The following is a 22,709-nucleotide window of genomic DNA, read 5'->3' as shown; positions in this document are numbered from 1 at the left end:
GGCGGTGCGCGCCGCAGACCGACACCTCGAAAGCGGCGCCAAGCCTACAATCCTTGCATGCCTAGCCCCACACTCCTGGTCGCCCGCCGCATTCTGCTGGCGCTGGCCTTTGCCGCTCCTTTTGCCGCCGTTCAGGCGCAGTCCGCACCCGCCCGGGTGCCTGCACCGGCCGAGCCGCTACAAAATCAGGAGCAACCCGACGGCCGACGCAACCAGAAGGTCGAGCACATCCACACCGAAGACAGCGGCGCTTCGGTCGACGAGGTCCGCTACGGCGGCCGCACGCAAAGCATCAATGTGAAGCCCAAGGCCAACGTGCCCGGCTATGAAGTGCTGCCCAACGACGCAGGCAGCGCGCGCCCGGGCTCGGCCGACTCCAACGGCAACGGCCCGCGCGTCTGGAACGTGATGAAGTTCTGACCGTGCTGCGCGTTCAATCGTCAGCGCAACGCTGAGCACCGCCATGGCAGTTTTTACCGAAGTCGAATTCGGCGAGGCAGACGCGCTCGTGCAGCGCCTGGGCCTGGGCCCCCTGCGCGAGCTGCGCGGCATCGAGGGCGGCATCGAGAACACCAACTACTTCGCCACCACCGAAAGCGGCGAGTTCGTGTTGACGCTGTTCGAGCGCCTCAGCGCCGAGCAGCTCCCCTACTACCTTTGTCTCATGAAGCACCTGGCGGGCCGCGGCCTGCCGGTGCCGGAGCCCGTGGCCGACCCGGCCGTCGCGCCGCCGTCGGGCCATGCGCTGACGATTCCCGCGAATGCGCCTTGCGAACTGCTGCTCAAGGTAGCAGGCAAGCCGGCCGCGCTGGTGCAACGGCTCTCGGGCCGAAGCGAACTGGCGCCGGGCACTGCGCATTGCGCCCAGCTGGGCGAAATGCTGGCGCGCATGCACCTGGCGGCGCGCGACTTTCCGCGCATTCAGCCGAACCTGCGCGGCCTTGCGTGGTGGAACGAGACCGTTCCCGTGGTGCTGCCCTACATCGACGAATCGCAAGCCGGGCTGCTGCGCGCCGAACTGGCCTACCAGAACCATGTGGCTGAAACATCGGCCTACGCCGCATTGCCGCGCGGCCCGGTGCATGCGGACATGTTCCGCGACAACGTGATGTTCGCAACCGGCGAAGACGCCGGCTCGGCGCCGCGCCTGACCGGCGTGTTCGACTTCTACTTTGCGGGCACCGACACGTGGCTGTTCGACCTGGCCGTGTGCCTGAACGACTGGGCCATCGACTTGCCGACCGGCGAGCACCATGCCGAACGCGCGGACTCGCTGCTGTCCGCCTACGAAACCGTGCGTCCGCTGAATGCGTCCGAGCGCGCCCTGCTGCCCGCCATGCTGCGCGCCGCGGCACTGCGCTTCTGGATTTCTCGGCTCTGGGACTTTCACCTCCCGCGCGAAGCCAGCATGCTGAAGCCGCACGATCCGGCGCACTTCGAGCGCGTGCTGCGCGGGCGCGCCTCCCATCCGCATGCCATGGCGCAATCGCTCGAGCCGCTGGCTGCCTGACACTTCAAAATGAAACTCAACCTCGTGCCGGCGCGAACCGGCGCTGCATGGGTCCGCCTCGGACTCAAGACCTTCTGGCGACAGCCGCTCGCCTTCATTTCGCTGTTCTTCCTGCTGATGGCGCTGATCTCGACGGTGTCGCTGCTGCCGCTGCTCGGCAGCGTGCTGGCGCCGGTGCTGCTGCCCTTCATGACGCTCGGGCTGATGGTGGCAACCTCGGTCGCCTACACCGACAACGCCGAGGGCATTGGCACCGCCGGCCATGCGCAGCGCCCCACGGGCTCCGCCATGTTCGTGGCGGTGGTTGCCGCCATGCGCACCGAATGGCGCTCGCTGGTCAAGCTGGGGGTGATCTCCGCCGTGTACTTTGTATTCGCCGTGCTGCTGACCTCGTTCATCGACGGCGGCCAACTGGCAAAGGCCTATCTGCTCGACGAGGCACTGACGCCCGAGATCATGGCGAGCAGCGACTTCCAGGTTGCGCGCATGTTCCTGATGTGCCTCAACCTGCCGCTTTCGCTGGCCATGTGGCATGCACCGGCGCTCGTGCACTGGCATGGCGTGGAACCCGTGAAGAGCATCTTCTTCAGCGTGGTTGCGGTGTTTCGCAACTTCGGCGCCTACGCGCTGTTCGGCCTGGCATGGCTTGGCGTGTTCCTGATCGCGGGCATCGGCATGGGCCTGGTTGCCACGGTGCTGATCGGCGTTGGCGGAGGCGGCGCCGCCGCGGCCATGGGCAACATATTGATCGTGGGCTCGGCACTGGTGCTCGCAGCCATGTCGATGAGCTCCACCTGGTTCACCTTTCGCGACAGCTTCGACCCGAACTGAGGCCATCGCCGGCCCACAGGCCGGAGCTTCCGTCAACCGGCTGCAGCCCTGTCCTTGCGCAGGCTCGCGAACAGTGACCATGCCATGGCGGCCAACAGCAGAAAACCGACTCCCAGCGCTCCCCACAGCCACCACTTGCGCGAGGGATCGGGCTGCGTCGGCACCGGCAACTGCGCAGCCGCGGCGACCACGGCATCGACCACCGCGACCGGCGGCGGCGGCAACGTGACGCTGGCCTGGTCGGCCGCCACGGGCTTGTTCGGGTTGTAGCCCGGCACCAGCGTAGCCAGCGCCAGCGCCGCGCCCGGCACACCGCCCTGCACCGCCGCATTCTTTTCTGGCGCCGTGCGCCACGCGAGCGAGAACGGCGCGGCACCTTGCGCAAGGAACACCAGCGTGCGCGGCGTGGCCGCGACTGAAATCGTCGGAGGTGTCGCTCCGAGCAGGCTCACCGGGCCGGAGGTGCGAATCCGAAGGTGCGAATAGCTCGTGCCATCGAGCGCCAACACCGGCGAACGCGCTTCGCCGCCTGCTTGCGACAGGCGATACACGACAGTGTCGAGCAGCGGCACTTCACCCGGCGTGCCCGCAGAGGACGACGGCGGCCGGCGCTGCTGGTGCCGCAAGGCATACAGCGGATTGCGGGGCACGCGCGCCGGCTCGGCGGCAGGCGCCGGAATGGCTGCGAGCAAGCCCGAAATCCCGACCTGCGCCAGCGTGTTGACGTCGGCCAGGTCGATGCGCAGGCTTTCGACCGGAACGCCGCGCGGCAACGCGTAGTCGCAATGGTCGACGCCGCAGCGCTCCGGCCTCGACGCGGCCGACCACTCGAGCGGCGCAACCGGTTCGACCTCTTGAACACTGTCTATCGCTACACCGGTCAACGGCGCGCCGTTCTTCGGGTCGCTCCATCGCAGCCGCAGAAAACGCGCCTGCACGTTGTCCAGCTCGACGGCCAGGCGCTCGATGGTCTGGCCGCCATGAGCCAGCCGCACCAGTTGCTCTTCGCCTCCTATCGGTCGCCAGTGCCGCAGGTCGTCGCTGGCCTCGAGCCTGAATGCGAACAGGCCGCGTGCGTCGGGCGCGATCTCGAACCGCGCCTGCAGCAGGCTCCCCTTGAGCTGGCTTGCGTCGATGAGCCATTGGCCCGTGTCGGCTTGCTTGCGCGCCGGCTTGCGGGCAAGCGCCAGCGACCCGTCGGGACGCACCCTGAAGCTCAACGCAGCATCGTCCGAAGCGTCCGCCGAGCCCGCGGCACTTGCTGGCAGCGCGAAGATCGGCACCTCTTTAGAGGCAAGCCGCGGCTCAGCGGCCTCGTTGCGCAGCCATGCATAAGGGACCGCGCTGCCGGCTGAATTGCGCACCCGCAGGTCGCGCAGGTCGCCGTATGCGGCGTGGGCATAAATGCCGAGCGGCAGCGTGAGCCGGTAGTACGGCCCGTTGCCTTGCAGGGCAATGGGCGCGGTGGCGGCAGGTTGTGCGAGGGCAGCACCGAACCAGGCCGTTGCCAGCACCATGGCAAGACCAATTTGCGCGACATGGCGCGATGGCTTCGCACCCGGCTTCATGCTGCATCTCCTTCAGGCAACACATCTTTCTCCATTTCGGTTTTCTTTGGCGGCACGGGGGCAAAGTACCCTACCAGCAGCAGCAATGCACCCACCGCAATGAACGACACGATGCGGAACAAACCGCCCCTGTCCGCCAGTTCGACGAAGAACAATTTCAGCACCACAACGCCCAGCAGCGCGGCGCCGCCGACCCAGAGCGTGCGCACGCCGCGAGAGTGGCCGAGCACCATCGCAATCACGCCGCAGATCGCCCAGGTGATCGAGAGCGCCGCCTGCGTGAGCCACGATCCATAGAGCGCATCGAAGCGCCATTCGACGCCCGCATAGTGATGGCAGCTGCGAAGCACCGCACCGGTCAGCAGTGCCAGCCCGGTAACGCCGAGCACGCCCTTGGCCACCATCGGCTGCACGCGCGCGAACGACCCCACGGGCAAGGCGCGCCACCAGAGCACCAGCGCAAACAGCACCAGCCACTGCGCAAGTTCGAGCGGGTTCAGCAGCGGCACATAGGGGAGCGGCGCAGCGTTGCCCGGGCTCGTTCCGTTGGTGAGCCAGACCCACGCGAGCAGGTAGGCCGCCACCGGCATTGCCGCAAATTCCAGGTACGCGGCGCGGTACTCGGCCAGCGGCCACCGCTGCAACAGGGCGCGCGAGCGCAGCAGCCACAACGCAACCACTGGCACGATGGCCCAGCCAAGCAACTGCCAGCTCGACCACTCGGCGCCGATGCGCCCGAGCTGCCATTGGCACTCGCGCGCCGCAAGCAGCAAGAAGAACCAGAAGCCCGCCACGTGGAACGGCGCCAGCGCTGCCGGAGCAAGCCAGCGCTTTTGCGCGTGCAGCAGCCGCAGGTGCCACAGCAGCGCCAGCGGCCAGGCCGCCCAGCCCAGGGCGCTCGAAGGCATGTAGACCCGCGGTGCGGCCAAGGCAACGCCCCAGGCGGCGATCAGCGCAAGGCCAGGCAGCGTCGCCAGCGTGGCACGGCCAAGCTGTGGCCAACCGCGCCGATGCGACACCACCGCCGAAAGAACGGAGGTGACGAGCACGATGGCGAGCGCAGCCGTGGCCAGATAAGCGCCCATGTCGTTGCGGCGCAGCACCTCGGCGGTTTCGCCGAGCCAGCCGAAGAGCCACCAGCCCAGGCCCCAGATCACCGGGCCCCACAGCACGGCCGGATTGGCGCACCAATCGTTGATCCAGCGCGTGCGCTTGGCGGTTGTGGTGCCTTCGGTCGCACGCCGCCATGCCTCGCTGCTCATCCATGCGCCGGCCAGCAGGGCGGCGAGGCCCAGCACCACCGGCGTCCAGAAGCCCAGGTGCGCAAAAGCCGATGGCGGCGTATTGCCGTGGTAGATCAGGACCTGGTCGAAAACGTGGAGCACCGCAGAGATGACCTGCAGCAGGCCCGCCAGCGCCGCGAGCGGCTTGTGCGCAATGCGCAGAGCCACCCAGAGCACCACCGTCGCCGTAAGCGGCCACAGCAGCGCGGCCTGCGCGAGGCTTACCTGGAACAGCATTGCCAGATGCAGCAAGCTCACCCCGGCGATTGCCGCAACGGCATTGCCGAGCGACCACACCGGCTGAATGCCGCGTGCCAACGCGGCGCGGTGCGCCTGCAGCATCGACCACGCGGCGCTGCCGAGCAGGCTCAGCGCAATGAGGCTTGCCGCCACGGCACCCTGCCAGCCGCTTGCGAGCACCTGCTGGGCGCTGCCGGGTCCATCGGCCGCGCGATGCAGGGTGGCGATGAAGCCTGCCACTGCCAGTGCCTGCATGCCGTAGGTCACAAAGGCCAGCGGGCGGAGCATGAAACGCACCGCCGCCGCAAAGGCGATGGAAGCCAGCACGGCCGTTGCCGCAGCCGCCCACGGCGGAGTGAACCATTGCCAAAGCAGCAGCGTGAGCGCACCCATGCCGAGCCACGGCAAGGCGGTACCCACCAGCGCTTCCCAGCCATTGCCTTCATCGAGCTTGGCGCGCCGGTGAATGGTCCACATCGCAAAGGCGCTCACCGCCACCAGCAGCGGGCCGATGACAGAGCCCTGCAGCAGCGGATGCCCCGGCGCCGCATCGAGTTGCGTGGCTTCGAGCAGCTTCCACACCGCGCCGGCGAACACCACGAACGAGAAGGCCCGGGCATACACACGCCCTTGCCGCGCGCCCAGCCAGTACATGCCGGCCGCCTCGACCGCCCAGGCCGCGCCCGTCCACCGGCCTTCGAGGCCGAGCGGAATGGCCAGCGTGCCGAAGATCACGCCCACGATGGCGTAGGCCTCCGCAAGCAGCGCCAGGCCCTTGGGCTGCGTGGCAAACACAAGCCGGCCGAGCACCAGGTAGAAGGCCGCGAGCGCCATCGCCGAGAAAGCAGCGCCGTATTCCCACGGCTGCATGAGCAGGTACTGCATGCCGAACGCGACCATCGGCGTGCCGAACACCAGCGAGCTGTCGACCCGGCCCGCGCGGCGCAGCGTGTCGAGCGCGCGCGTGGCCAGCGGCTCTGCGGGTTGCACGGGTGCGTCGAACAGCGTGCGCCGCGCGAACAGCAGGCCTACCGCGACGAACATCAGGAAGAAGACCAGCAGGAACGGCTGCACGATGCCGTACTGGTCGTCCGTGTAGTACTTGTGCGCCCAGCCCGCGGCCAGCGTGAAAGTGCCGACAAAGCCGATGAGGTTGAGCACCCGCCAGGCCTTGAACCAGGCGATCAGCACAATGCCGACATCGAGCACCAGCAGGTAGGTGAAGAGGCCCACAGGCCGGTTCTGTCCGGTGGAGGCAAGCACCGGCGCCGCAAAGCCCTCGAGCGCCGCAACAATGGCCAGCACCGGCGCGTTCTGCAGCACCGCGAGCACCGCGCTGAGCACCGCCACGCCGAACAGGAAGGCGAAGCCGGCCGTCGGCGGCAGCAGCTCGTGAACCTTCATGGCCGCGAGCGTGGTGAGATAGAAAACGCCGATGCCCGCACCCTGCAGGATCAGCGCATAGCCGGCGCGCTTGCGGCGCAGGAACCAGCCCAAGGCCAGCAGGCCCGCGCCCACCAGCGCCACGGCCGCGTACCGCAGCTCGACAGGCACCGTCACGCGTTCGGCCGTGTAGCGAAGCAAGAAGGCGAGCCCCAGGAACAGGATCAGCACGCCGAGCTTCACCAGCATGTTGCCGCCGAAGATCAGGTTGGCGATGGGTGCGGGCAGGCGGTCGCGCAGCGGGATTGCCGGTGGGGGCGGTGGTGGAGGCAGGCGCCGGGGCGCTGGCACGGCAACCGGTGGCTTGGCCGGTGCCGGTGCGGGAGTTGATTCGGCGGCTGCGGGCGACGGGGCCGGCATCGAGGCACGCGCTGCGGCGGCTGCGGCTGCGGCCGCTTGCGCAGGCCGCGCGAGGGGGCTCGGCGTGGCTGGTGGGATCGGGGTGGCCGGCATGACCTGGGGAACCGGCTGCGCGACCAGCGTCGCGGGGGCACTTGCCGCCGAATTGGATTGCTCATCGGCAGGCGCCGCTTCGCCAGAGCCCTGCGTGAGCCGCCGCTCGAGCATGCTCACGCGCTGTTCGAGTTCGGCCACGCGTTGCTGCAGCTTCAGCATGCCGCCCGCAGGCGCAGCCGATATGCCGGCGGCAGGGGGCGATGCGGTGCCTGAGGGCTGCGCGCGTTCGGCCTCGGTACGCTCAGGTTCGGCCGCGCTCTTCTTGCCGACGATTTTCGGCAGCGCAAATGCGCCGACAACCGCCAATATCAGCGCAGCCGGAACCGACTCTGCGATGGCCCCTATGAAAAGGCCGGCAATCATGCCAATGAACCACATCCTCAGCTCCCCTTGTTTTGGCGAGCATGGAGTGTACGGCGATTGCTTCTTTAAAAACCGCCCGAAACGCCCGTGGCTATTGCGCCTCCAGCTATTTGTTTAATAGCAAACTTGGTGGCGCTCACACGGGCGTGAGCTTGGCGACCGACAGCGCAAGCCACTTGACGCCATGCCGGCTGAACTTGACCTGCGCGCGCGCATCGTCGCCCGTGCCTTCGAGCGACAGCACCGTGCCTTCGCCGAACTTGTTGTGGAACACCTGCATGCCCGAACGCAGGCCGTGCGAAGGCGCGGTTTTCTGCGGTGGCACCGGGGGGCTCGCGAATGTGTCTTTGCTGCTGCCGTACCCGCTACCGCTGCTGTAGCTGCCGCCACCGCCGCGCGTGCTCGCATAGCCGCCGCCGTAGCCGAAGGCTGACGGCGTGAACGCCTGGTTCTTCGGCGTGAGCCACTTGAGCGCGCCTTCGGGCAACTCTTCGAAGAAGCGGCTCTTCACGTTGTAGCGCGTCTGGCCGTGCAGCATGCGGGTTTGCGAATGGCTCAGGTACAGGCGCTTGCGTGCCCGCGTGATCGCCACGTACATCAGGCGGCGCTCTTCCTCGAGGCTTTCGAAATCGCTCATCGAGTTTTCGTGCGGGAAAAGGCCCTCTTCCATGCCGGTGATGAACACGCAGTCGAACTCCAGCCCCTTGGCCGCGTGAACGGTCATCAGCTGCACGGCGTCCTGCCCGGCCTGCGCCTGGTTGTCGCCCGATTCGAGCGCCGCATGCGTGAGGAACGCGGCCAGCGGGCTCAGCGTTTCGCCGGTTTCGGCGTCGGGCGCCAGCGGCTCGTCGACCACGGGGCGGGTCAGGTCGATGCCCTGGCTCGCGGGGGACTGCCGCAGTTCGTCGACCGGCAATGCCACGGCGTCGCGGCCGAAGCCTTCCTGCGTGACGAAGCTCTCGGCCGCGTTCACCAGTTCTTCCAGATTCTCGATGCGGTCGGCGCCTTCGCGGTCGGCCTTGTAGTGTTCGACAAGGCCGCTGTGGTCGAGCACCAGCTCGATGATCTCGCGCAGGCTGACGCCCTGCGTCTGCTCGCGCAGCACGTCGATCTTGGCCACGAAGGCCGTCAGGTTCGAGCCCGCCTTGCCGCCGACGGCATGCACCGCGTCGTGCAGCGAGCGCCCCGCGGTGCGCGCTGCGTCCTGCAGTTGCTCGAGCGTGCGCGCGCCGATGCCGCGCGGCGGAAAGTTGACCACCCGCAGAAAACTCGTGTCGTCGTCCTTGTTCTCGAGCAGGCGCAAATACGCCAGCGCATGCTTGATTTCAGCGCGCTCGAAGAAGCGCAGGCCGCCGTACACGCGGTACGGCACCGAGGCATTGAAGAGCGCCGTTTCGATCACCCGGCTCTGCGCATTGCTGCGGTAGAGCACGGCCATTTCCTTGCGGTCGAAGCCGTCGCGCACAAGCTGCCGCATTTCCTCGACCATCCACTGCGCCTCGGCCAAGTCAGTGGGCGACTCGTACACGCGCACCGGCTCGCCCGGGCCTTGGTCGGTGCGCAGGTTCTTGCCCAGGCGCTTCTTGTTGTGGCTGATGAGCTCGTTGGCCGAATCGAGAATGTTGCTGTAGCTGCGGTAGTTCTGCTCCAGCTTGATCTGGTGCTGCACATCGAACTCGCGCACAAAGTCGGCCATGTTGCCCACACGCGCACCGCGAAAGGCGTAGATGCTCTGGTCGTCGTCGCCCACCGCGATCACGCTGTTCTGGCCCGGCGTGAACTGGCCCGCCACCGTGTTGCCCGAAAGCATCTTGATCCACGCGTACTGCAGCCGGTTGGTGTCCTGGAACTCGTCGATCAGGATGTGGCGAAAGCGCCGCTGGTAGTGTTCGCGCACCGGGTCGTTGTCGCGCAGCAGTTCGTAGCTGCGCAGCATGAGCTCGCCGAAATCGACCACGCCTTCGCGCTGGCACTGTTCTTCGTAGAGCTGGTACAGCTCGACCTTCTTGCGGTCGTCGTCGCTGCGGATCTCCACGTCGCGCGGGCGCAGCCCGTCTTCCTTGGCGCCCGCAATGAACCACTGCGTCTGCTTGGCCGGAAAACGCTCGTCGTCCACGTTGAACTGCTTCATCAATCGCTTGATGGCCGAAAGCTGGTCTTGCGTGTCGAGGATCTGGAATGTGGAAGGCAGGTTGGCCAGCTTCCAGTGCGCGCGCAAAAGGCGGTTGCACAGGCCGTGGAAGGTGCCGATCCACATGCCCCGCACATTGACCGGCAGCATGGCTGTCAGCCGCGTCATCATTTCCTTGGCGGCCTTGTTGGTGAAGGTCACGGCCAGGATGCCGCCGGCGGAAACCTGGCCGGTTTGCAGCAGCCAGGCAATGCGGGTGGTCAGCACCCGCGTCTTGCCCGAGCCGGCGCCGGCCAGGATGAGGGCATTGCCCGCGGGAAGAGTGACCGCGGCGCGCTGCTCCGGGTTCAGGTTCTGCAGCAACGGCAGTTCCAGGGGGTTGGCATCAGCCGCAGGTTCGTTAAACAACATCCGCCGATTGTAGAAACCAACCCGTATGCGGGTTATATGAAGAACCGGAAGACCCGCCTTTGCAAGACTGCGTAAAATCAATCACCGGGCCCAAGTTTCTTGCGTCCGGTTTTTTGTGCCCGTCTTTTGCTGAAAGACGCCCCAAAGACCGGCCGGACCAAGCGCTCATTCGTTCGTTTCAACGATTCCTTTCCAGGAGCCTGGTCATGCAGATTTTCGATTACGACAACATCCTTTTGCTCCCGCGCAAGTGCCGCGTGGAAAGCCGTTCCGAGTGCGACACCAGCGTGACGCTGGGCGCGCGCAGCTTCCGCCTGCCGGTGGTGCCGGCCAACATGAAGACGGTGGTCGACGAGTCGATCTGCCTCTGGCTCGCACAGAACGGCTACTTCTACGTGATGCACCGCTTCGACCTGGACAACGTGAAGTTCGTCAAGGAAATGCAGGGCAAGGGCGTGTTCGCCTCCATCTCGCTGGGCGTGAAGAAGCCCGACTACGACACGGTCGACCAATTGGTGGCGCAAGGGCTTGTGCCCGAATACATCACCATCGACATTGCGCACGGCCACGCCGACAGCGTGAAGAACATGATTGGCTACCTCAAGCAGAAGCTGCCGGGTTCCTTCGTGATCGCGGGCAACGTGGGCACGCCCGAGGCCGTGATCGACCTGGAGAACTGGGGCACCGACGCCACCAAGGTGGGCATCGGCCCGGGCAAGGTCTGCATCACCAAGCTCAAGACGGGTTTCGGCACCGGCGGCTGGCAGCTCAGCGCGCTCAAATGGTGTGCGCGCGTGGCCACCAAGCCGATCATTGCCGATGGCGGCATTCGCGACCACGGCGACATTGCCAAGAGCGTGCGCTTCGGCGCGTCGATGGTGATGATCGGCTCGCTGTTCGCGGGCCACGAAGAATCGCCGGGCAAGACCGTGGAAGTCGACGGCGTGCTCTTCAAGGAGTATTACGGTTCGGCCAGCGACTTCAACAAGGGCGAATACAAGCACGTCGAGGGCAAGCGCATCCTCGAGCCCATCAAGGGAAAGCTGGCCGACACGCTGGTCGAGATGGAGCAGGACGTGCAGAGCTCCATCAGCTATGCGGGCGGCCGCACGCTGATGGACATCCGCAAGGTCAACTACGTGACGCTGGGCGGCGACAACGCGGGCGAGCACCTGCTGATGTAACCGCTCTCCTCCGGAGGCCCGAAATCAGGCCTCCAGGAGCTGCACCGCGTGGCGGTGCAAGGTGTGGGCCGGATCGGCCAGCGCGTCGACGATGCTGAAGTGGTTCAGGCCCGGCAGCGATTCGCACACGGGCACTGCGTTACGGCCCCATGCCTCGCGAATCAAGGCGTTGTGCCGCAGGAACTCCCCGCTCTCATCGCCTCCCACCACCGCGTGCAGCTGGCCGCGTGCCGGCGCCGGCCACAGCGCCGGGCTGGCACGCAGTGCATCCGCATCATCGAGCTTGAGCACGTTCTCCAGAAAAGGCGTGCGCTGCAGCGGCCGAAGGTCGTACAGGCCGGAGATGGACAGCGCGTTGCGAACCAGCTGCGCCGGGAGATCTGGCGACACGGCTTTCCACGCGCAGGCAAGCAACGCAGCCGCCATGTGGCCGCCGGCCGAATGCCCGGCCACGGTGATGCGCGAGGGGTCCGCGCCAAAGCTCGCGGCGTTCCGCCACGTCCACTCGAGCGCACGCACCATCTGCATGAGGATGCCCGGCACCGTCACGGGCTGCTCGGCCGTGCCGGGGCACAACGCGTAATTGGGCATGACCACGCACATGCCGCGGTCGTTGAACGCAGGAGCAATGAAGGAATGGTCGCGCTTGTCCATTGCACGCCAGTAGCCGCCGTGAATGAACACCAGCACCGGCGCACCGGGCACCGGTGCGGGAAAGATGTCGAGCGTTTCGTTGACACCCGGGCCATAGGGCACATCGATGCGGCCGGAAAGCGCTTCGCGCGCGGCTGCCGAATCCTTGGCCCAGCGCGCAAAGTACGCGGGATGGTCTGTTACCCGCGCGAGATTGTTGTACATGCCTTCCAGCCAGGCGGGGTCGTACGAGGCCATGCGGTTCCTGCTTTCCTTCTTTTTTGGAGACCGCGCATCTTGGCGCATCTTCGCGTTTGCGCATGCGCTACCAGGGGTGTTCTGGTTAAAATCCGGCCTGCGTTGGGGGGGTAGCTCAGCTGGGAGAGCGCCGCGTTCGCAATGCGGAGGTCGTGAGTTCGATCCTCATCCTCTCCACCACCCATACAAAAGGGACTCGGATTTCTTCCGAGTCCCTTTTTTCTTGGCCTGGGATGCCCGCAACGCGCGCATTTCGCTGCTTCGCCGCTCCGTTCGGCCCCTCAATTGCAGTTACACAAAAGAGGCCGAAAGTTTTCATTTGGTAACAAAAATACCAAAGAAACACCAGAAACAAAGTATTGCATTTGACTACCAAAGTAGTAAGGTGAAATCTTCACATTAGTTCTTTGGTTTCAAACGTGAACAGAGCAGACCGAGCATTCAATCTTCCGGGGCGCCAATGCTGGCGGGCCTCCGGACTCACCAGCGGAGCATGACATTGCTCAACGTACTGGAACAACGCCGTGCCAGCCACCTCCTTCGACCCGGACTGCGGGACCGACTTCAACCTTACCGCCGATGCGGTCATGGTTGCAAGAATGCGGCTGGTGCTGTCGATCTCTGCACTGCTGGCGGTTGCAGTTGACGCAGGCGAAGCGCAAGAAGACATAGGCAACATCACGTGGCTGGCATTTGCCGGCTACCTGGTCTACAGCGTCGGTGTGTACATCTGCACGCGCACGGGCCAACGGTATTTCCGCGGCAAGGCCATCCACTGGTTCGACGTGCTGTGGTTCACGCTCCTTATCTTTGTAACGGGCGGCCTGCCGAGTCTCTACTTTCTTTTCTACTTCTTCGTCATCCTCACATCGTCGTTCCGCTGGGGCTACGAAGAAGGCGCCAGGGTCACGATGGCTTCCGTTGCGTCGTTTGCCGCCTGCGGGCTGGCCACGGGCACCGACACCTACACGCCCCAGCTGCTCATGCGCACCACGTTCCTGCTGGCGCTTGGGCACATGATCGGCCACTGGGGCGGATCGAAGGTCGAATTGCGGCGGCGCCTTTCCCTGCTCGGCCAGGTGAGCCAGCTGTCGAACCCCCGGTTCGGCGTGAACCGCACGATTGCCAGCACGATGGAAAGAACGCTCGATTTCTTCAAGGCGAGCCACTGCATCCTGCTGATGCGAAATTCGGAAACCGGCGCCTGGGTCATGCGCACGCTCAAGGAAGGCGATCCGGCAGACTCCGTCGACATCGAGACGATCAGCCGCATCTCCGATTCGCCGCTCATGGCATTGTCCGGCGAGCGCGTCGTGCTGAACAACCGCCGCCCCTGGCCCCTGAACCGGTTGCGGGCAGACGGCCATGCCTGCGACCCGCGCAACCACCGCTGGTTTGCCCTGGACGAACACGGCGCGCGCCGCAACTCTGCCGTTGCCGCAATGCTGGAGGCCCGCTCCTTCATGAGCGCGCCGCTGCCCATGCGGTTGGGCGAAGGCCGGGTCTTCGTGTCGTCGCGCGACGGGCAATTCCGCAAGTCGGACGCGCTGTTTCTCGCGCACATCATGGGGCACGTGTTCCCCGTCATCGAGACCATCGAGGTGCTGGACCGCATGGCTTCGGAGGCCGCCTCGAAAGAACGGCTGAAGATCTCGCTGGACCTGCACGACACGGCGATCCAGCCCTACATCGGCCTCAAGCTGGGGCTGAGCGCCCTGCGCAAGAAGGCTACTGCCGACAACCCGCTGATCGACGACCTGGACAAGCTCGCCAGCATGGCCGAAAGCGTGGTGACCGACCTGCGCCGCTATGCGGGAGCTGTAAAGCATGGCGCGGACACCCGCTGCGAGTTCATCCTTCCGCACCTGCACCGGCAGGCGGCACACATCAAGACACTCTACGGAATCGACATCGCGATCCTGCTCGAAAGCGATGTTCACCTGGACGACCGGATGACCGCCGAAGTGCTCCAGTTGGTGCGCGAGGGGCTGAACAACATCTGCAAGCACACGCATGCGCATCGCGGTTGCATCCGCATCGGCTGCGTGGGCGGCAAGCTGCACATCCGGATTGAAAACGAGAGCTGCGGCACGGAGTTCGCAAACTTCCGCCCCCGCTCCATCAGCGAACGCGCGGCCGCCCTTGGCGGGCGGGCGCAAGTCAGCCAGGGCGCCGGCGGCGCCACGGCAGTTCTGGTCGAAATACCCATCTGATGATGAAGAAAGAGGAGGTGCAACCATGCAACCCACCACCAGCCAGCCCATCGGCGTGATGCTTGTGGACGACCACCAGACGATGCTCTGGGGCCTGTCGAGACTGATCGACGGCGAGCAGCCGCGCATGAAGGTCGTTGCCACGGCCAACTGCTGCGAGGACGCGCTGGAGCGAACGGGGCAACTCTCGCCCGACGTGATAGTGCTCGACCTGGACCTGGCCGGCCGGTCAGCCCTGGACATTCTTCCGATGCTGCTGTCGAACGACGTGTCGCGCGCGCTCATTCTCACGGGCGAGCGCAGCCAGCAGACGCTGGATCTGGCGGTGCTGCGCGGCGCAAGGGGCGTGTTGCACAAGGATGCTTCCGCGGAGCAGGTGCTCGACGCGATAGAGCGCGTGCACAAGGGCGAGCTGTGCGTCGACCCGCAGGCCATGAGCCGGGTCTTCTCGGAGCTGACCGCGCCAAAGAAGCCTGCGAAGGCCGACCCTGAAGCTGCAAAGCTGGCCAGCCTCACGCAAAAGGAGCGGCAGGTCATCCAGGCGGTGGTCCAGGGCAGCGGCGCAGCGAACAAGACGCTGGCCTCGCGCCTCTTCGTTACCGAGCACACGTTCCGCAATCACCTTACGTCGATCTACCAGAAGCTGGGCGTGGCGAACCGGCTCGAGCTGTATATCTACGCGATCAAGCACCAGCTCGACACCGCGCCCCACTGAGCGCGACTGCCGGGCTCAGCCGCCGCCACCGAGCATCGGCCCGATGATGCGGACCATCCGGATGGCGGCCGGCGTGAGAATGACCGCAGAGATGCACGGAAAGATGCACAGCACCAGCGGCAGCAGCATCTTGGTCGGAACCTTCGCGGCAAGCTCTTCCGCGCGAACCTGGCGCTTGTGGCGCAGGTCGTCCGAAAACACGCGCAGAGATTCGCCAATGCTGGTGCCAAACCGGTCGGCCTGGGTCAGCATGGTGGCGAAGGTTCCGATTTCCTCCACGCCGGTGCGAAGTGCCAGGTTGTGCAACGACTTCTCGCGCGTGCCGCCCGCGCGCATCTCCAGATTGGTCCAGTGCAGCTCCTGTGCCAGGGCCTCGCTCTTGACGCGGATCTCCTCGGTCACCTTGACCAGCGCGGCATCGAGCCCCAGGCCCGCTTCGACGCACACCAGCATCAGGTCGGCGGCGTCGGGGAAGTTCTCGAAGATCTCGCGCTGCCGCTCCCTGACCATCAGGCGCAGCACGATGTTGGGCAGGTAGCAGCCGAGCAATGCCACCACCGCCAGCCACAACAAAGTGGTGACTCCGTCGTCCGCGCCTGCCGCGCGTACCGCCACAAAGGCCAGGCCCGCAAAGCCAAGCGGTAGCAGCGTCTTCAAGCCAAAGTAGAAGAGGCTCGCGTCAGGGTGGCGAATACCCGCGTTCAAGAACTTCAAGCGCAGGGGCGATGTTTCGCCTTCTCCCGTGGGTGAGGACAACTGGGCAAAGGGGCCGACAAACTTGACGGCAGTTTCGGTCCAGGCCGATTTGCCCGATGAAGGAGCCACCGCCCGAAGGCGCTGTTCGGTGCGCGTGGGCAGCACCCAGACGGCGAATCCGCCAACGGCGAGGGACACGGCAACAAAGACGAGGATGGGAAGCAGCATGGCATTTCTCCTTCAGACACGGATCTTCACGATCTTGCGCAGGATCAGCACGCCAACCACCATCAGGGCCAGCATGTACTTGAGGGCCGTGATGCCGATCGGATCGGTCCACAGCGGCGACATGAACTCCGGATTGAAGGCATTCAGGAGCGCCACCAGCGCAAGAGGCATGAGGCCGAGAATCCAGGCCGAGAGACGCCCTTCCGCAGACAGCACCCGCACCCGCGCCAGCAGCTTGAGCCGGTCGCGAATGAGCCTGCTCAGGTTTCCGAGCACCTCGGTCAGGTTGCCGCCGGAGTCGCGCTGGATCAGCACCGACACCACGAAGTAGCGCAGGTCAGTGAGCGGCACGCGTTCGCTCATGTTGGTGAGCGCCTGCTGCAGCGAGACGCCGAAGCCGACTTCGTCGGCCACCATGCGGAACTCGCCCGCAATTGGCTCGGACATTTCCTCGCCGATCATCTGCACGCTGCTCGCGAACGAATGGCCCGCGCGCAGTGCGCGCGTCACCAGGTCCAGCGCGTCCGGCAATTGCCGCTCGAGGTGCGCCAGGCGGCGGCTTCGCCGGTAATTCAGATAGAGCAGCGGCACGGCCGCACCGACAGCACCCACCAGCAGGGCAATCCAGGCGGGCTGGTTTGCGAGCGACACCATCGCCATGAAAACAACCATGCCGGACACGAGGCATGCGAGCAGCACGTGGGACACCGTCCACTCCATCCCGGCCTGGAGAATGAAGCGGTCCAGCCTGTGGGCTCGCGGGAGCTTGAGCAGAACGCGCTGCATCCACGGCGCCTCGCTGAGCACTCGGTCCTTCACAAGCCGCGCCTGCGCAATGCGGTCGGTGGCTGCCGAAAGCGCCTGCAGCCGCTTGCCGATTTTCTGCGCCTCGGGCCCGCGGTACGCGCGCCAGAGCATGTAGAGCCCTTCGATCACCAGCAGCACCGTCACGAAGACCAGCACGGACAGGGTAATGAGCGTGTCGCCAACAAGGTTCTGGAACATGACGGCCTCCTTATTCGTAGTGCTTGTCGGGATCGAACATGGTGTCGGGCAGCACCACGCCGAAGGAGTGCAGGCGCTCGACGAATTTCGGCCTGACGCCCGTGGCGTGGAAGTACCCGCGCACCCGGCCGTCGGGTCCCATGCCCGTCTGGCGGAAAGCGAAGATCTCTTGCATGGTGACCACCTCGCCTTCCATGCCGGTGATCTCCTGGATGCTGGTGACCTTGCGCCGGCCGTCCACCATGCGAAGAACCTGGATCACGACAGTGATGGCCGATGCGATCTGCTGGCGCACCGAGTGATGAGGAAGGTTCAGGTTGGCCATGCTGATCATGTTCTCCAGCCGTGCCAGCGCATCGCGCGGGCTGTTGGCGTGGATGGTGGTCAGCGAACCCTCGTGGCCTGTGTTCATGGCCTGCAGCATGTCGACGGCCTCTGCGCCGCGCACTTCGCCGATCACGATACGGTCGGGCCGCATGCGCAGCGCGTTGCGCACCAGCGCGCGCTGCGTGATCTCGCCCTTGCCCTCGATGTTCATCGGCCGGGTCTCCATGCGGGCGACGTGCGGCTGCTGCAACTGGAGCTCGGCCGCGTCCTCGATGGTGATGATGCGTTCGGTGGCCGGAATGAAGCCCGAGAGAATGTTAAGCAGCGTCGTCTTGCCGGCGCCGGTGCCGCCGGAGATCAGCATGTTGATCTTTGCGCTGGCCAGCCCTTCGAGCATCAGCCCCATTTGCGGCGTGAGCGTCTTGAGGTCTTCCACCAGGTTTTCCATCTTCAGCGGAATCTTTGCGAAGCGCCGAATCGACATCATCGGGCCGTCCAGCGCCACCGGCGCCACCACCGCATTGACGCGCGATCCGTCCGGAAGCCGGGCATCGACCATGGGGCTGGATTCGTCGATGCGCCGCCCCACCAGCGAGACGATCTTGTCGATGATGCGCAGCAGATGCTTCTCGTCGGTGAAGCTCACGTCCGTCAGCTCCAGCCGGCCCTTGCGCTCGACATAGATCTGGTCATGCGAGTTGACCAGGATGTCCGACACCGTAGGGTCCGCCATCAACAGCTCGATGGGGCCGAAGCCGAGCATCTCGTGCTGGATGTCGCGTATCAGCGTGCGCCGCTCGATGTCGTTCAGCGCCTCGGGCTCTTCCTGCAGCAGCCGCGCGACCATCGTGGAGATTTCCTGGCGCAGCACCTCGGGCTTCAGGGTCTCGAGCACCGCCAGGTCAAACCTGTCCAGCAGCTTCAGGTGCATGCGCTCTTTCAGGAGCTTGTAGGCGTCCGAGGCAAAGGAAGAAAGCGCTGCATCGGCCACGGGAAGCGCCGTGGGGCGCGCGACCGGCTCGGCTTCGATCGCGTTGAGCTGTTCTCTGAATGACATGTGGACCTGCCTTGCTGTTGGAGAAAGAAGATTCGTCAGGGCGCAGTGCGGGGGTCAGGCTCGGCGGAAGAGCCGGCCGATGAAGCCAGGTGCTTCCTTCTGGCGTGGACTGAGCGTGTGGGCGACTTCCACCAGCCGCTTGCAGAGTGCGCTGCCCCGCGCCATCTCCGCCAGCGGCACGCCGCGGTTGATCGAGGCATCCACGTCCTTGCCGCCGTCGGGCACGCTGACCAGCGTGGCACCGCCGAGCGAACGGCGCATGTCGGACAAGCCGATTTCCGTGCCGCCGGCGCTGCGGTTGACCAGCAGCTCGACCTTGCCGGCCGCGTAGCCGAGCGACTTGAACATCTGCATGAGCCGCGTCACGTTGCGGATGTGGGGCAAGCTGGGCTGGAGCACCGGAAAGATGCGGTCCGCGCGGTCCATCACACGGATGGCGAGCGGATCGATGCGCAGGCCCAGGTCGAACAGCACGAAGTCGTATTGCGCCACCGCCACCTGCAGGATCGCATCGATGTGCTCGGCCTTGACTTCCAGGGCGCGCGAAAGGTCTTCAGGAGCGGCAAGAATGCTGAAGCCCGGTGCCACCTTTACCGTGCTTGCAGCAAGCAATGAAGCATCGAGCCGGCCGATGTCCCGCGCCACGTCGGCCACCGTGGAGGTAGGCCGCAGGTCGCACACATACGACAGCGCATCGCCGAATTGCAGGTTCAGGTCGATCAGCAGCACCGAACGGCGCATGGAGAGCTGATGCCCGATGTTGGTCGCAAGAAAGGTGGCGCCGCTGCCGCCCTTGCACGGTATGAAGGCAACCACCTGGCCGGGCTCGCGCGCCTGCGTGCCGGCCATCTTGAGCGCAATGCGTTCCACCGCCGCCTCGAGGGCCGCCGGCTCCGGCGGCGAAGGCAGCACTTCGCGCACCCCCGAGCGCATGGCAAGGATCAGGAACTCGGGCGTCTGCATGGCGCACAGCAGCACCACCGCAATCGCGGGATGGCGCATCGTGAGCTGCTCCACCATCGCAATCTCCTGGGGGTCGCAGCACATGCCGTCCACCAGCAGCAGCTCGGGCGCCGATCGCTCGACCACCCATTGCATCCGGCTCTTTCCGCCTTCGAACGACGAGACCACATGTGAGCGGGCCTCGAGCACCTTGCGCATGTCCTGCAGATGGCCGGGGTTGGGGGAGATGATGGAGATCTTCATGGCGGGTTCCGTTTCGTCACTACGAGCAGATGGTCGGGCTGTGGGGGTCCTTGCGCATGACTTCGCGCGGCAGGAAGGTCGAAAAACTCGGCATGGGAATCAGGGGCGCAGTCGCTCCTACGATGGGCGAGATCCATTGGTAGTTGAGCCCGGTAATGCCCACCGTGACGCCTTCACACGTGGCGGCCGTGCAGCTCGCGGGCGTCCAGGCCACGCTCACCGCAGTGATCTGCGGCAGCAAGGCCTGCATGCGGGCCAGCACCAGCGCCTGCTGGGCGGTGTCGTCGCACACCACCGCGTAGCGCGCGCCGGCACGCGTGGCCTCGCTGGCCATGCTCCACGTGAACAGCATGCGCGAAAAGTCCACGATGCCCAGCAGCAGCATGAGAAATATGAGCAGTCCCAGCGCAAACTCCACGGTGGTCGCCCCGGATGTGCGGTGTCTCATGATGGAGCCCTCATGGTGGCGGTGATGTCGCTGAAGACGATGTTGCCGTTCGCATCGGCAAACACCACCCCCAACACCGACGGAAAGAGCGAATGAAAGGTGTAGCTGCTGATGCGCACAGTCACCGTGGTGATGAGCGGGTTGGCGCCCGCTGGCTGCCAGGTGCAGCAGGTGCCCACGGGCACGTTCGAAAGGCTGAGGCCGCGCGCAAGCGGTGTGCCGGTGCCGGCAGTGTTGCCGTACACCATCAGGTTGCGCGCCTCGGTGATGTGCGTGCCCGGCGTCTGGACCGACAGGTAGCGAACCGCGTCGCGTGTCGACTTGACGACCAGGTTGTACTCGTACATTGCCCGGCCGAACTCGGTCGTGATGAAGGTGAGCAGCAGCAGGAGCGGCGTGATGAGTGCCAACTCGATCAGCGCGGCGCCGCGCTGACTGTGGTTCGAAGTTCTTTTCATTCGCATCACCTCACCAGAACGGGTACCAGGGGCCCTGCCGTGCCACCGGCGAGCCCGCTCGTTGTGCAGGGGCTGCCGGCCGCGCCGGCGTTGCCGCGGAACTCCAGCCATGTGTCGCTCATGGGAATGCTCAGCGGCTGCAGCATCAGCATGCAGGCGTAGTCGATCACGCGGCCGCCGCCGTCGATTACCGGCACCGTGACGATGCGCCTGTCCAGCCCATACTGCTTGTGGCCTCCGGCAACGTTGCCGGATGCAGCCAGCTTCTGGAAGCTGTTGAGCGAAAGCCCAGTGAGGTCTTCGCAATCCTTCACCTTGCCGGTGGCGGCACAGGATGCGAAGGCCGCGCGCTTGGCCACGAAGTCGCCAAAGGCGTTGGACTGCGCGGGCCAGGTGAGCGCGGTATAGGCATAGCCCGTGTAGTCGGGCCGCTGCACGCTCGGATCGCCGGTGTTCTTGTAGATGCCGAAGCGTTGGTTCCAGACATCGACGACCGAGGTTTGCACACCGGGGGTACCGAGTGTGTCGCCCACCTTCGTTCCGCAGTGATTGTTCAGCTCGGATTCGGTCTCCGAGGCGCTGTTGCTGCCGTCGAGATTGGCCCAGCCGATCTCGCCGCCGGCCGATGCGTTCTGCGCCTGGATCAGCTTGACCCAGTCGCCGACGTTGAGCCCATAGTTGGGCGCGACGCCTCCCGCCTTCGGCTTGAGTGCGACGGGGATCGGGCAAGTGGTTTGTGCACTGGCGCGTGTGGCCACTGCGCTGGCCAGGACACTGCCTGTCGCAGGATAGGCGGCGGCATTGCCGGAGAAGGCGCCCATGGCCTTCATGAGCCAGATGACGATGTTGGGCTGCGTGTGCACGCACTGCGCATAAACAGCTACGGCGGGGTCGACCGTAGGCGCATAGGAAGCATCGCGAAAAGTGATGTCGGCGACGATCAACTGGCCCTGCCCGCTCCAGGTGGTCGATTGCATGTTGACCCGATTGGCATTGCCGGCGGTCTGGCCGGCGCTCTGCGCACGTGCAATTGCCGTGGCCTGCTTGTCGAGTTCGCGTGCGGAGGCCAAGGCGCAGCTGTCCACGGCCGTCTGCAACTCTGTCCTGACGACGAACAGGTGGCCGAAATCCAGCGCAATGCCCATGAATCCGAGGAGAAACAGCAGGACCAATGCAGTGGTGATGATCATCGCACCGCCCTGGCGGCGGCCGGAAGTGTGGGCTTGCATGATCGGCTTCCTGTGCAGTAGTGGCGGTTCGAAAAAGCCCGGCGCTTCAGTCGCAGTCCGCGCCGCTGAAGCAGATGAAAACGCGATCGACGAGGTCGCCGAAACCGGTGCCTGTTGCCAGTGGCTGCAGCGCGATGATCAGCAGGATCGAGATCACCGCGATGAGCAGCGCGTACTCCACCACCTGGGCGCCGCTTTCATCCCGGAGGAACGACTTGAACATGATGAGTACCTCGCTTTTGTACTGAGTGCCAACCGGATGGTGGGCGGCGGATGGACAAAGCGCCCCCGCCCTCCGTCCGTTCATGCGCAGGGCCCGGTTCCCTTGAGGCAGTCGGCCACGTTTGTGATGAAGGTCGAAAAACTGCCGCCGTTGGCAGTGAGCACCTTCAGCGCAACAACCAGCGCGATCGAGACGACGGCGATGATCAGCGCGTACTCGATGACTTGAGCGCCGCTCTCGTCTTTCAGGAATGACTTGAACATGGTGATGACCTCGTTTCTGTGTTGAATGGACGGTGGGAACAGCGGAAGCGGACAACGCTGTGCCCGCTCCGCCTCGAGCTGCTTATGGGCAAGTGGTTGTCGTGAGGCACTTGGTCACAGTTGCGATGAAGGTCGAGAAGCCGCCGCCGTTGGCGGTAAGCCCCTTCAGTGCAACAACCAGCGCGATCGAGACGACCGCGATGATCAGCGCGTACTCGATGACTTGGGCGCCATCGTCGTCGCGCAGGAAGCTACGGGTGTATTGGCCAATGGCCTGGAGGACGTTGTTCATGAGTTTTTCCTTCAAAGATTCAAATAGACGAATGGATT

20 protein-coding genes and 1 tRNA gene are annotated in these 22,709 nt (G+C 65.3%); 7 read left to right on the top strand and 14 right to left on the bottom strand.

Annotated elements, in window-relative coordinates:
* Positions 1-57: 57 nt before the first annotated feature.
* From QHG62_RS04950 to QHG62_RS04940, 3 genes are read left to right on the top strand one after another with little or no spacing between them, the layout of a single operon-like run.
* Entirely contained in the window at positions 58-420 is a 363-nt protein-coding gene (locus QHG62_RS04950) for a hypothetical protein (RefSeq protein ID WP_281149731.1), read from the top strand.
* Between the two features lie 43 nt (positions 421-463).
* Positions 464-1,510, top strand: coding sequence for a homoserine kinase (locus tag QHG62_RS04945; RefSeq protein WP_281149730.1), 1,047 nt, complete (start codon positions 464-466; stop codon positions 1,508-1,510).
* A gap of 9 nt (positions 1,511-1,519) precedes the next feature.
* On the top strand, positions 1,520-2,341 hold the full coding sequence (locus QHG62_RS04940) for a BPSS1780 family membrane protein (RefSeq protein ID WP_281149729.1): 822 nt from the start codon (positions 1,520-1,522) through the stop codon (positions 2,339-2,341).
* 32 nt (positions 2,342-2,373) lie between these two features.
* On the opposite strand, the gene QHG62_RS04935 is transcribed toward QHG62_RS04940, so the two are convergent.
* The 3 genes from QHG62_RS04935 to QHG62_RS04925 all read right to left on the bottom strand — a co-directional run bounded on the left by QHG62_RS04935 (position 2,374) and on the right by QHG62_RS04925 (position 10,236).
* Positions 2,374-3,909 carry a DUF3999 domain-containing protein gene (locus QHG62_RS04935; protein WP_281149728.1) on the bottom strand — a complete coding sequence of 512 codons (1,536 nt, stop codon included), beginning with the start codon at positions 3,907-3,909 and terminating at the stop codon, positions 2,374-2,376.
* The gene (locus QHG62_RS04930) at positions 3,906-7,709 is read right to left on the bottom strand and encodes a DUF2339 domain-containing protein (protein ID WP_281149727.1); all 3,804 of its coding nucleotides are present in this window, start codon (positions 7,707-7,709) and stop codon (positions 3,906-3,908) included. Before QHG62_RS04930 ends, QHG62_RS04935 begins: the two co-directional genes overlap by 4 nt.
* 121 nt (positions 7,710-7,830) lie before the next feature.
* Positions 7,831-10,236 carry a UvrD-helicase domain-containing protein gene (locus QHG62_RS04925; protein ID WP_281149726.1) on the bottom strand — a complete coding sequence of 802 codons (2,406 nt, stop codon included), beginning with the start codon at positions 10,234-10,236 and terminating at the stop codon, positions 7,831-7,833.
* A gap of 206 nt (positions 10,237-10,442) precedes the next feature.
* Here QHG62_RS04925 and QHG62_RS04920 point away from each other — a divergent pair, with 206 nt between their 5' ends.
* Entirely contained in the window at positions 10,443-11,420 is a 978-nt protein-coding gene (locus tag QHG62_RS04920) for a GMP reductase (protein ID WP_281149725.1), read from the top strand.
* Between the two features lie 24 nt (positions 11,421-11,444).
* Here QHG62_RS04920 and QHG62_RS04915 read toward each other — a convergent pair whose 3' ends face one another.
* The gene (locus QHG62_RS04915; RefSeq protein ID WP_281149724.1) at positions 11,445-12,311 is read right to left on the bottom strand and encodes an alpha/beta hydrolase; all 867 of its coding nucleotides are present in this window, start codon (positions 12,309-12,311) and stop codon (positions 11,445-11,447) included.
* Between the two features lie 104 nt (positions 12,312-12,415).
* Here QHG62_RS04915 and QHG62_RS04910 point away from each other — a divergent pair.
* The 3 genes from QHG62_RS04910 (at position 12,416) to QHG62_RS04900 (ending at position 15,239) form a co-directional block, all read left to right on the top strand.
* A tRNA-Ala gene (locus QHG62_RS04910) sits at positions 12,416-12,491 on the top strand.
* A gap of 344 nt (positions 12,492-12,835) precedes the next feature.
* Positions 12,836-14,524: a sensor histidine kinase gene (locus tag QHG62_RS04905; RefSeq protein WP_281149723.1), complete on the top strand. Its 1,689-nt coding sequence runs from the start codon at positions 12,836-12,838 to the stop codon at positions 14,522-14,524.
* 25 nt (positions 14,525-14,549) lie between these two features.
* Positions 14,550-15,239: a response regulator gene (locus QHG62_RS04900; protein ID WP_281149722.1), complete on the top strand. Its 690-nt coding sequence runs from the start codon at positions 14,550-14,552 to the stop codon at positions 15,237-15,239.
* Positions 15,240-15,254: 15 nt separating this feature from the next.
* Here the strand turns inward: QHG62_RS04900 and QHG62_RS04895 are convergent, their stop codons facing one another.
* From QHG62_RS04895 to QHG62_RS04850, 10 genes are all read right to left on the bottom strand, one after another.
* The gene (locus tag QHG62_RS04895) at positions 15,255-16,163 is read right to left on the bottom strand and encodes a type II secretion system F family protein (protein ID WP_281149721.1); all 909 of its coding nucleotides are present in this window, start codon (positions 16,161-16,163) and stop codon (positions 15,255-15,257) included.
* 12 nt (positions 16,164-16,175) lie between these two features.
* On the bottom strand, positions 16,176-17,168 hold the full coding sequence (locus QHG62_RS04890; protein WP_281149720.1) for a type II secretion system F family protein: 993 nt from the start codon (positions 17,166-17,168) through the stop codon (positions 16,176-16,178).
* Positions 17,169-17,178: 10 nt separating this feature from the next.
* Positions 17,179-18,552 carry a CpaF family protein gene (locus QHG62_RS04885; protein ID WP_281149719.1) on the bottom strand — a complete coding sequence of 458 codons (1,374 nt, stop codon included), beginning with the start codon at positions 18,550-18,552 and terminating at the stop codon, positions 17,179-17,181.
* 54 nt (positions 18,553-18,606) lie between these two features.
* On the bottom strand, positions 18,607-19,758 hold the full coding sequence (locus QHG62_RS04880) for an AAA family ATPase (protein ID WP_281149718.1): 1,152 nt from the start codon (positions 19,756-19,758) through the stop codon (positions 18,607-18,609).
* 19 nt (positions 19,759-19,777) lie between these two features.
* A complete protein-coding gene (locus tag QHG62_RS04875) occupies positions 19,778-20,206 on the bottom strand; it encodes a TadE/TadG family type IV pilus assembly protein (RefSeq protein ID WP_281149717.1) in 429 nt (142 codons plus the stop codon).
* The gene (locus QHG62_RS04870; RefSeq protein WP_281149716.1) at positions 20,203-20,664 is read right to left on the bottom strand and encodes a TadE/TadG family type IV pilus assembly protein; all 462 of its coding nucleotides are present in this window, start codon (positions 20,662-20,664) and stop codon (positions 20,203-20,205) included. Before QHG62_RS04870 ends, QHG62_RS04875 begins: the two co-directional genes overlap by 4 nt.
* A gap of 5 nt (positions 20,665-20,669) precedes the next feature.
* Positions 20,670-21,893 (bottom strand): TadE/TadG family type IV pilus assembly protein, encoded by a 1,224-nt coding sequence (locus tag QHG62_RS04865; protein WP_281149715.1) that lies wholly within the window; start codon positions 21,891-21,893, stop codon positions 20,670-20,672.
* Between the two features lie 46 nt (positions 21,894-21,939).
* Positions 21,940-22,116, bottom strand: coding sequence for a Flp family type IVb pilin (locus QHG62_RS04860; protein WP_281149714.1), 177 nt, complete (start codon positions 22,114-22,116; stop codon positions 21,940-21,942).
* Between the two features lie 80 nt (positions 22,117-22,196).
* Positions 22,197-22,379: a Flp family type IVb pilin gene (locus QHG62_RS04855; RefSeq protein WP_281149713.1), complete on the bottom strand. Its 183-nt coding sequence runs from the start codon at positions 22,377-22,379 to the stop codon at positions 22,197-22,199.
* Positions 22,380-22,461: 82 nt separating this feature from the next.
* On the bottom strand, positions 22,462-22,671 hold the full coding sequence (locus QHG62_RS04850; RefSeq protein ID WP_281149712.1) for a Flp family type IVb pilin: 210 nt from the start codon (positions 22,669-22,671) through the stop codon (positions 22,462-22,464).
* Positions 22,672-22,709: the final 38 nt, after the last annotated feature.

The sequence above is a fragment of the Variovorax paradoxus genome (genome assembly GCF_029919115.1).
GTDB lineage: Bacteria > Pseudomonadota > Gammaproteobacteria > Burkholderiales > Burkholderiaceae_C > Variovorax > Variovorax paradoxus_O.
The sequence above is the reverse complement of the archived record's forward strand: the minus strand, read 5'-3'. Positions and strand labels throughout refer to the sequence as shown.

Excerpts from the sequence above, each read along its gene's own strand:
- QHG62_RS04950 (WP_281149731.1), top strand. The coding sequence starts at position 58 with ATGCCTAGCCCCACACTCCTGGTCGCCCGCCGCATTCTGCTGGCGCTG.
- QHG62_RS04945 (WP_281149730.1), top strand. The coding sequence starts at position 464 with ATGGCAGTTTTTACCGAAGTCGAATTCGGCGAGGCAGACGCGCTCGTG.
- QHG62_RS04940 (WP_281149729.1), top strand. The coding sequence starts at position 1,520 with ATGAAACTCAACCTCGTGCCGGCGCGAACCGGCGCTGCATGGGTCCGC.
- QHG62_RS04935 (WP_281149728.1), bottom strand. The coding sequence starts at position 3,909 with ATGAAGCCGGGTGCGAAGCCATCGCGCCATGTCGCGCAAATTGGTCTT.
- QHG62_RS04930 (WP_281149727.1), bottom strand. The coding sequence starts at position 7,709 with ATGTGGTTCATTGGCATGATTGCCGGCCTTTTCATAGGGGCCATCGCA.
- QHG62_RS04925 (WP_281149726.1), bottom strand. The coding sequence starts at position 10,236 with ATGTTGTTTAACGAACCTGCGGCTGATGCCAACCCCCTGGAACTGCCG.
- QHG62_RS04920 (WP_281149725.1), top strand. The coding sequence starts at position 10,443 with ATGCAGATTTTCGATTACGACAACATCCTTTTGCTCCCGCGCAAGTGC.
- QHG62_RS04915 (WP_281149724.1), bottom strand. The coding sequence starts at position 12,311 with ATGGCCTCGTACGACCCCGCCTGGCTGGAAGGCATGTACAACAATCTC.
- QHG62_RS04900 (WP_281149722.1), top strand. The coding sequence starts at position 14,550 with ATGCAACCCACCACCAGCCAGCCCATCGGCGTGATGCTTGTGGACGAC.
- QHG62_RS04895 (WP_281149721.1), bottom strand. The coding sequence starts at position 16,163 with ATGCTGCTTCCCATCCTCGTCTTTGTTGCCGTGTCCCTCGCCGTTGGC.
- QHG62_RS04890 (WP_281149720.1), bottom strand. The coding sequence starts at position 17,168 with ATGTTCCAGAACCTTGTTGGCGACACGCTCATTACCCTGTCCGTGCTG.
- QHG62_RS04885 (WP_281149719.1), bottom strand. The coding sequence starts at position 18,552 with ATGTCATTCAGAGAACAGCTCAACGCGATCGAAGCCGAGCCGGTCGCG.
- QHG62_RS04880 (WP_281149718.1), bottom strand. The coding sequence starts at position 19,758 with ATGAAGATCTCCATCATCTCCCCCAACCCCGGCCATCTGCAGGACATG.
- QHG62_RS04875 (WP_281149717.1), bottom strand. The coding sequence starts at position 20,206 with ATGAGACACCGCACATCCGGGGCGACCACCGTGGAGTTTGCGCTGGGA.
- QHG62_RS04870 (WP_281149716.1), bottom strand. The coding sequence starts at position 20,664 with ATGAAAAGAACTTCGAACCACAGTCAGCGCGGCGCCGCGCTGATCGAG.
- QHG62_RS04865 (WP_281149715.1), bottom strand. The coding sequence starts at position 21,893 with ATGCAAGCCCACACTTCCGGCCGCCGCCAGGGCGGTGCGATGATCATC.
- QHG62_RS04860 (WP_281149714.1), bottom strand. The coding sequence starts at position 22,116 with ATGTTCAAGTCGTTCCTCCGGGATGAAAGCGGCGCCCAGGTGGTGGAG.
- QHG62_RS04855 (WP_281149713.1), bottom strand. The coding sequence starts at position 22,379 with ATGTTCAAGTCATTCCTGAAAGACGAGAGCGGCGCTCAAGTCATCGAG.
- QHG62_RS04850 (WP_281149712.1), bottom strand. The coding sequence starts at position 22,671 with ATGAACAACGTCCTCCAGGCCATTGGCCAATACACCCGTAGCTTCCTG.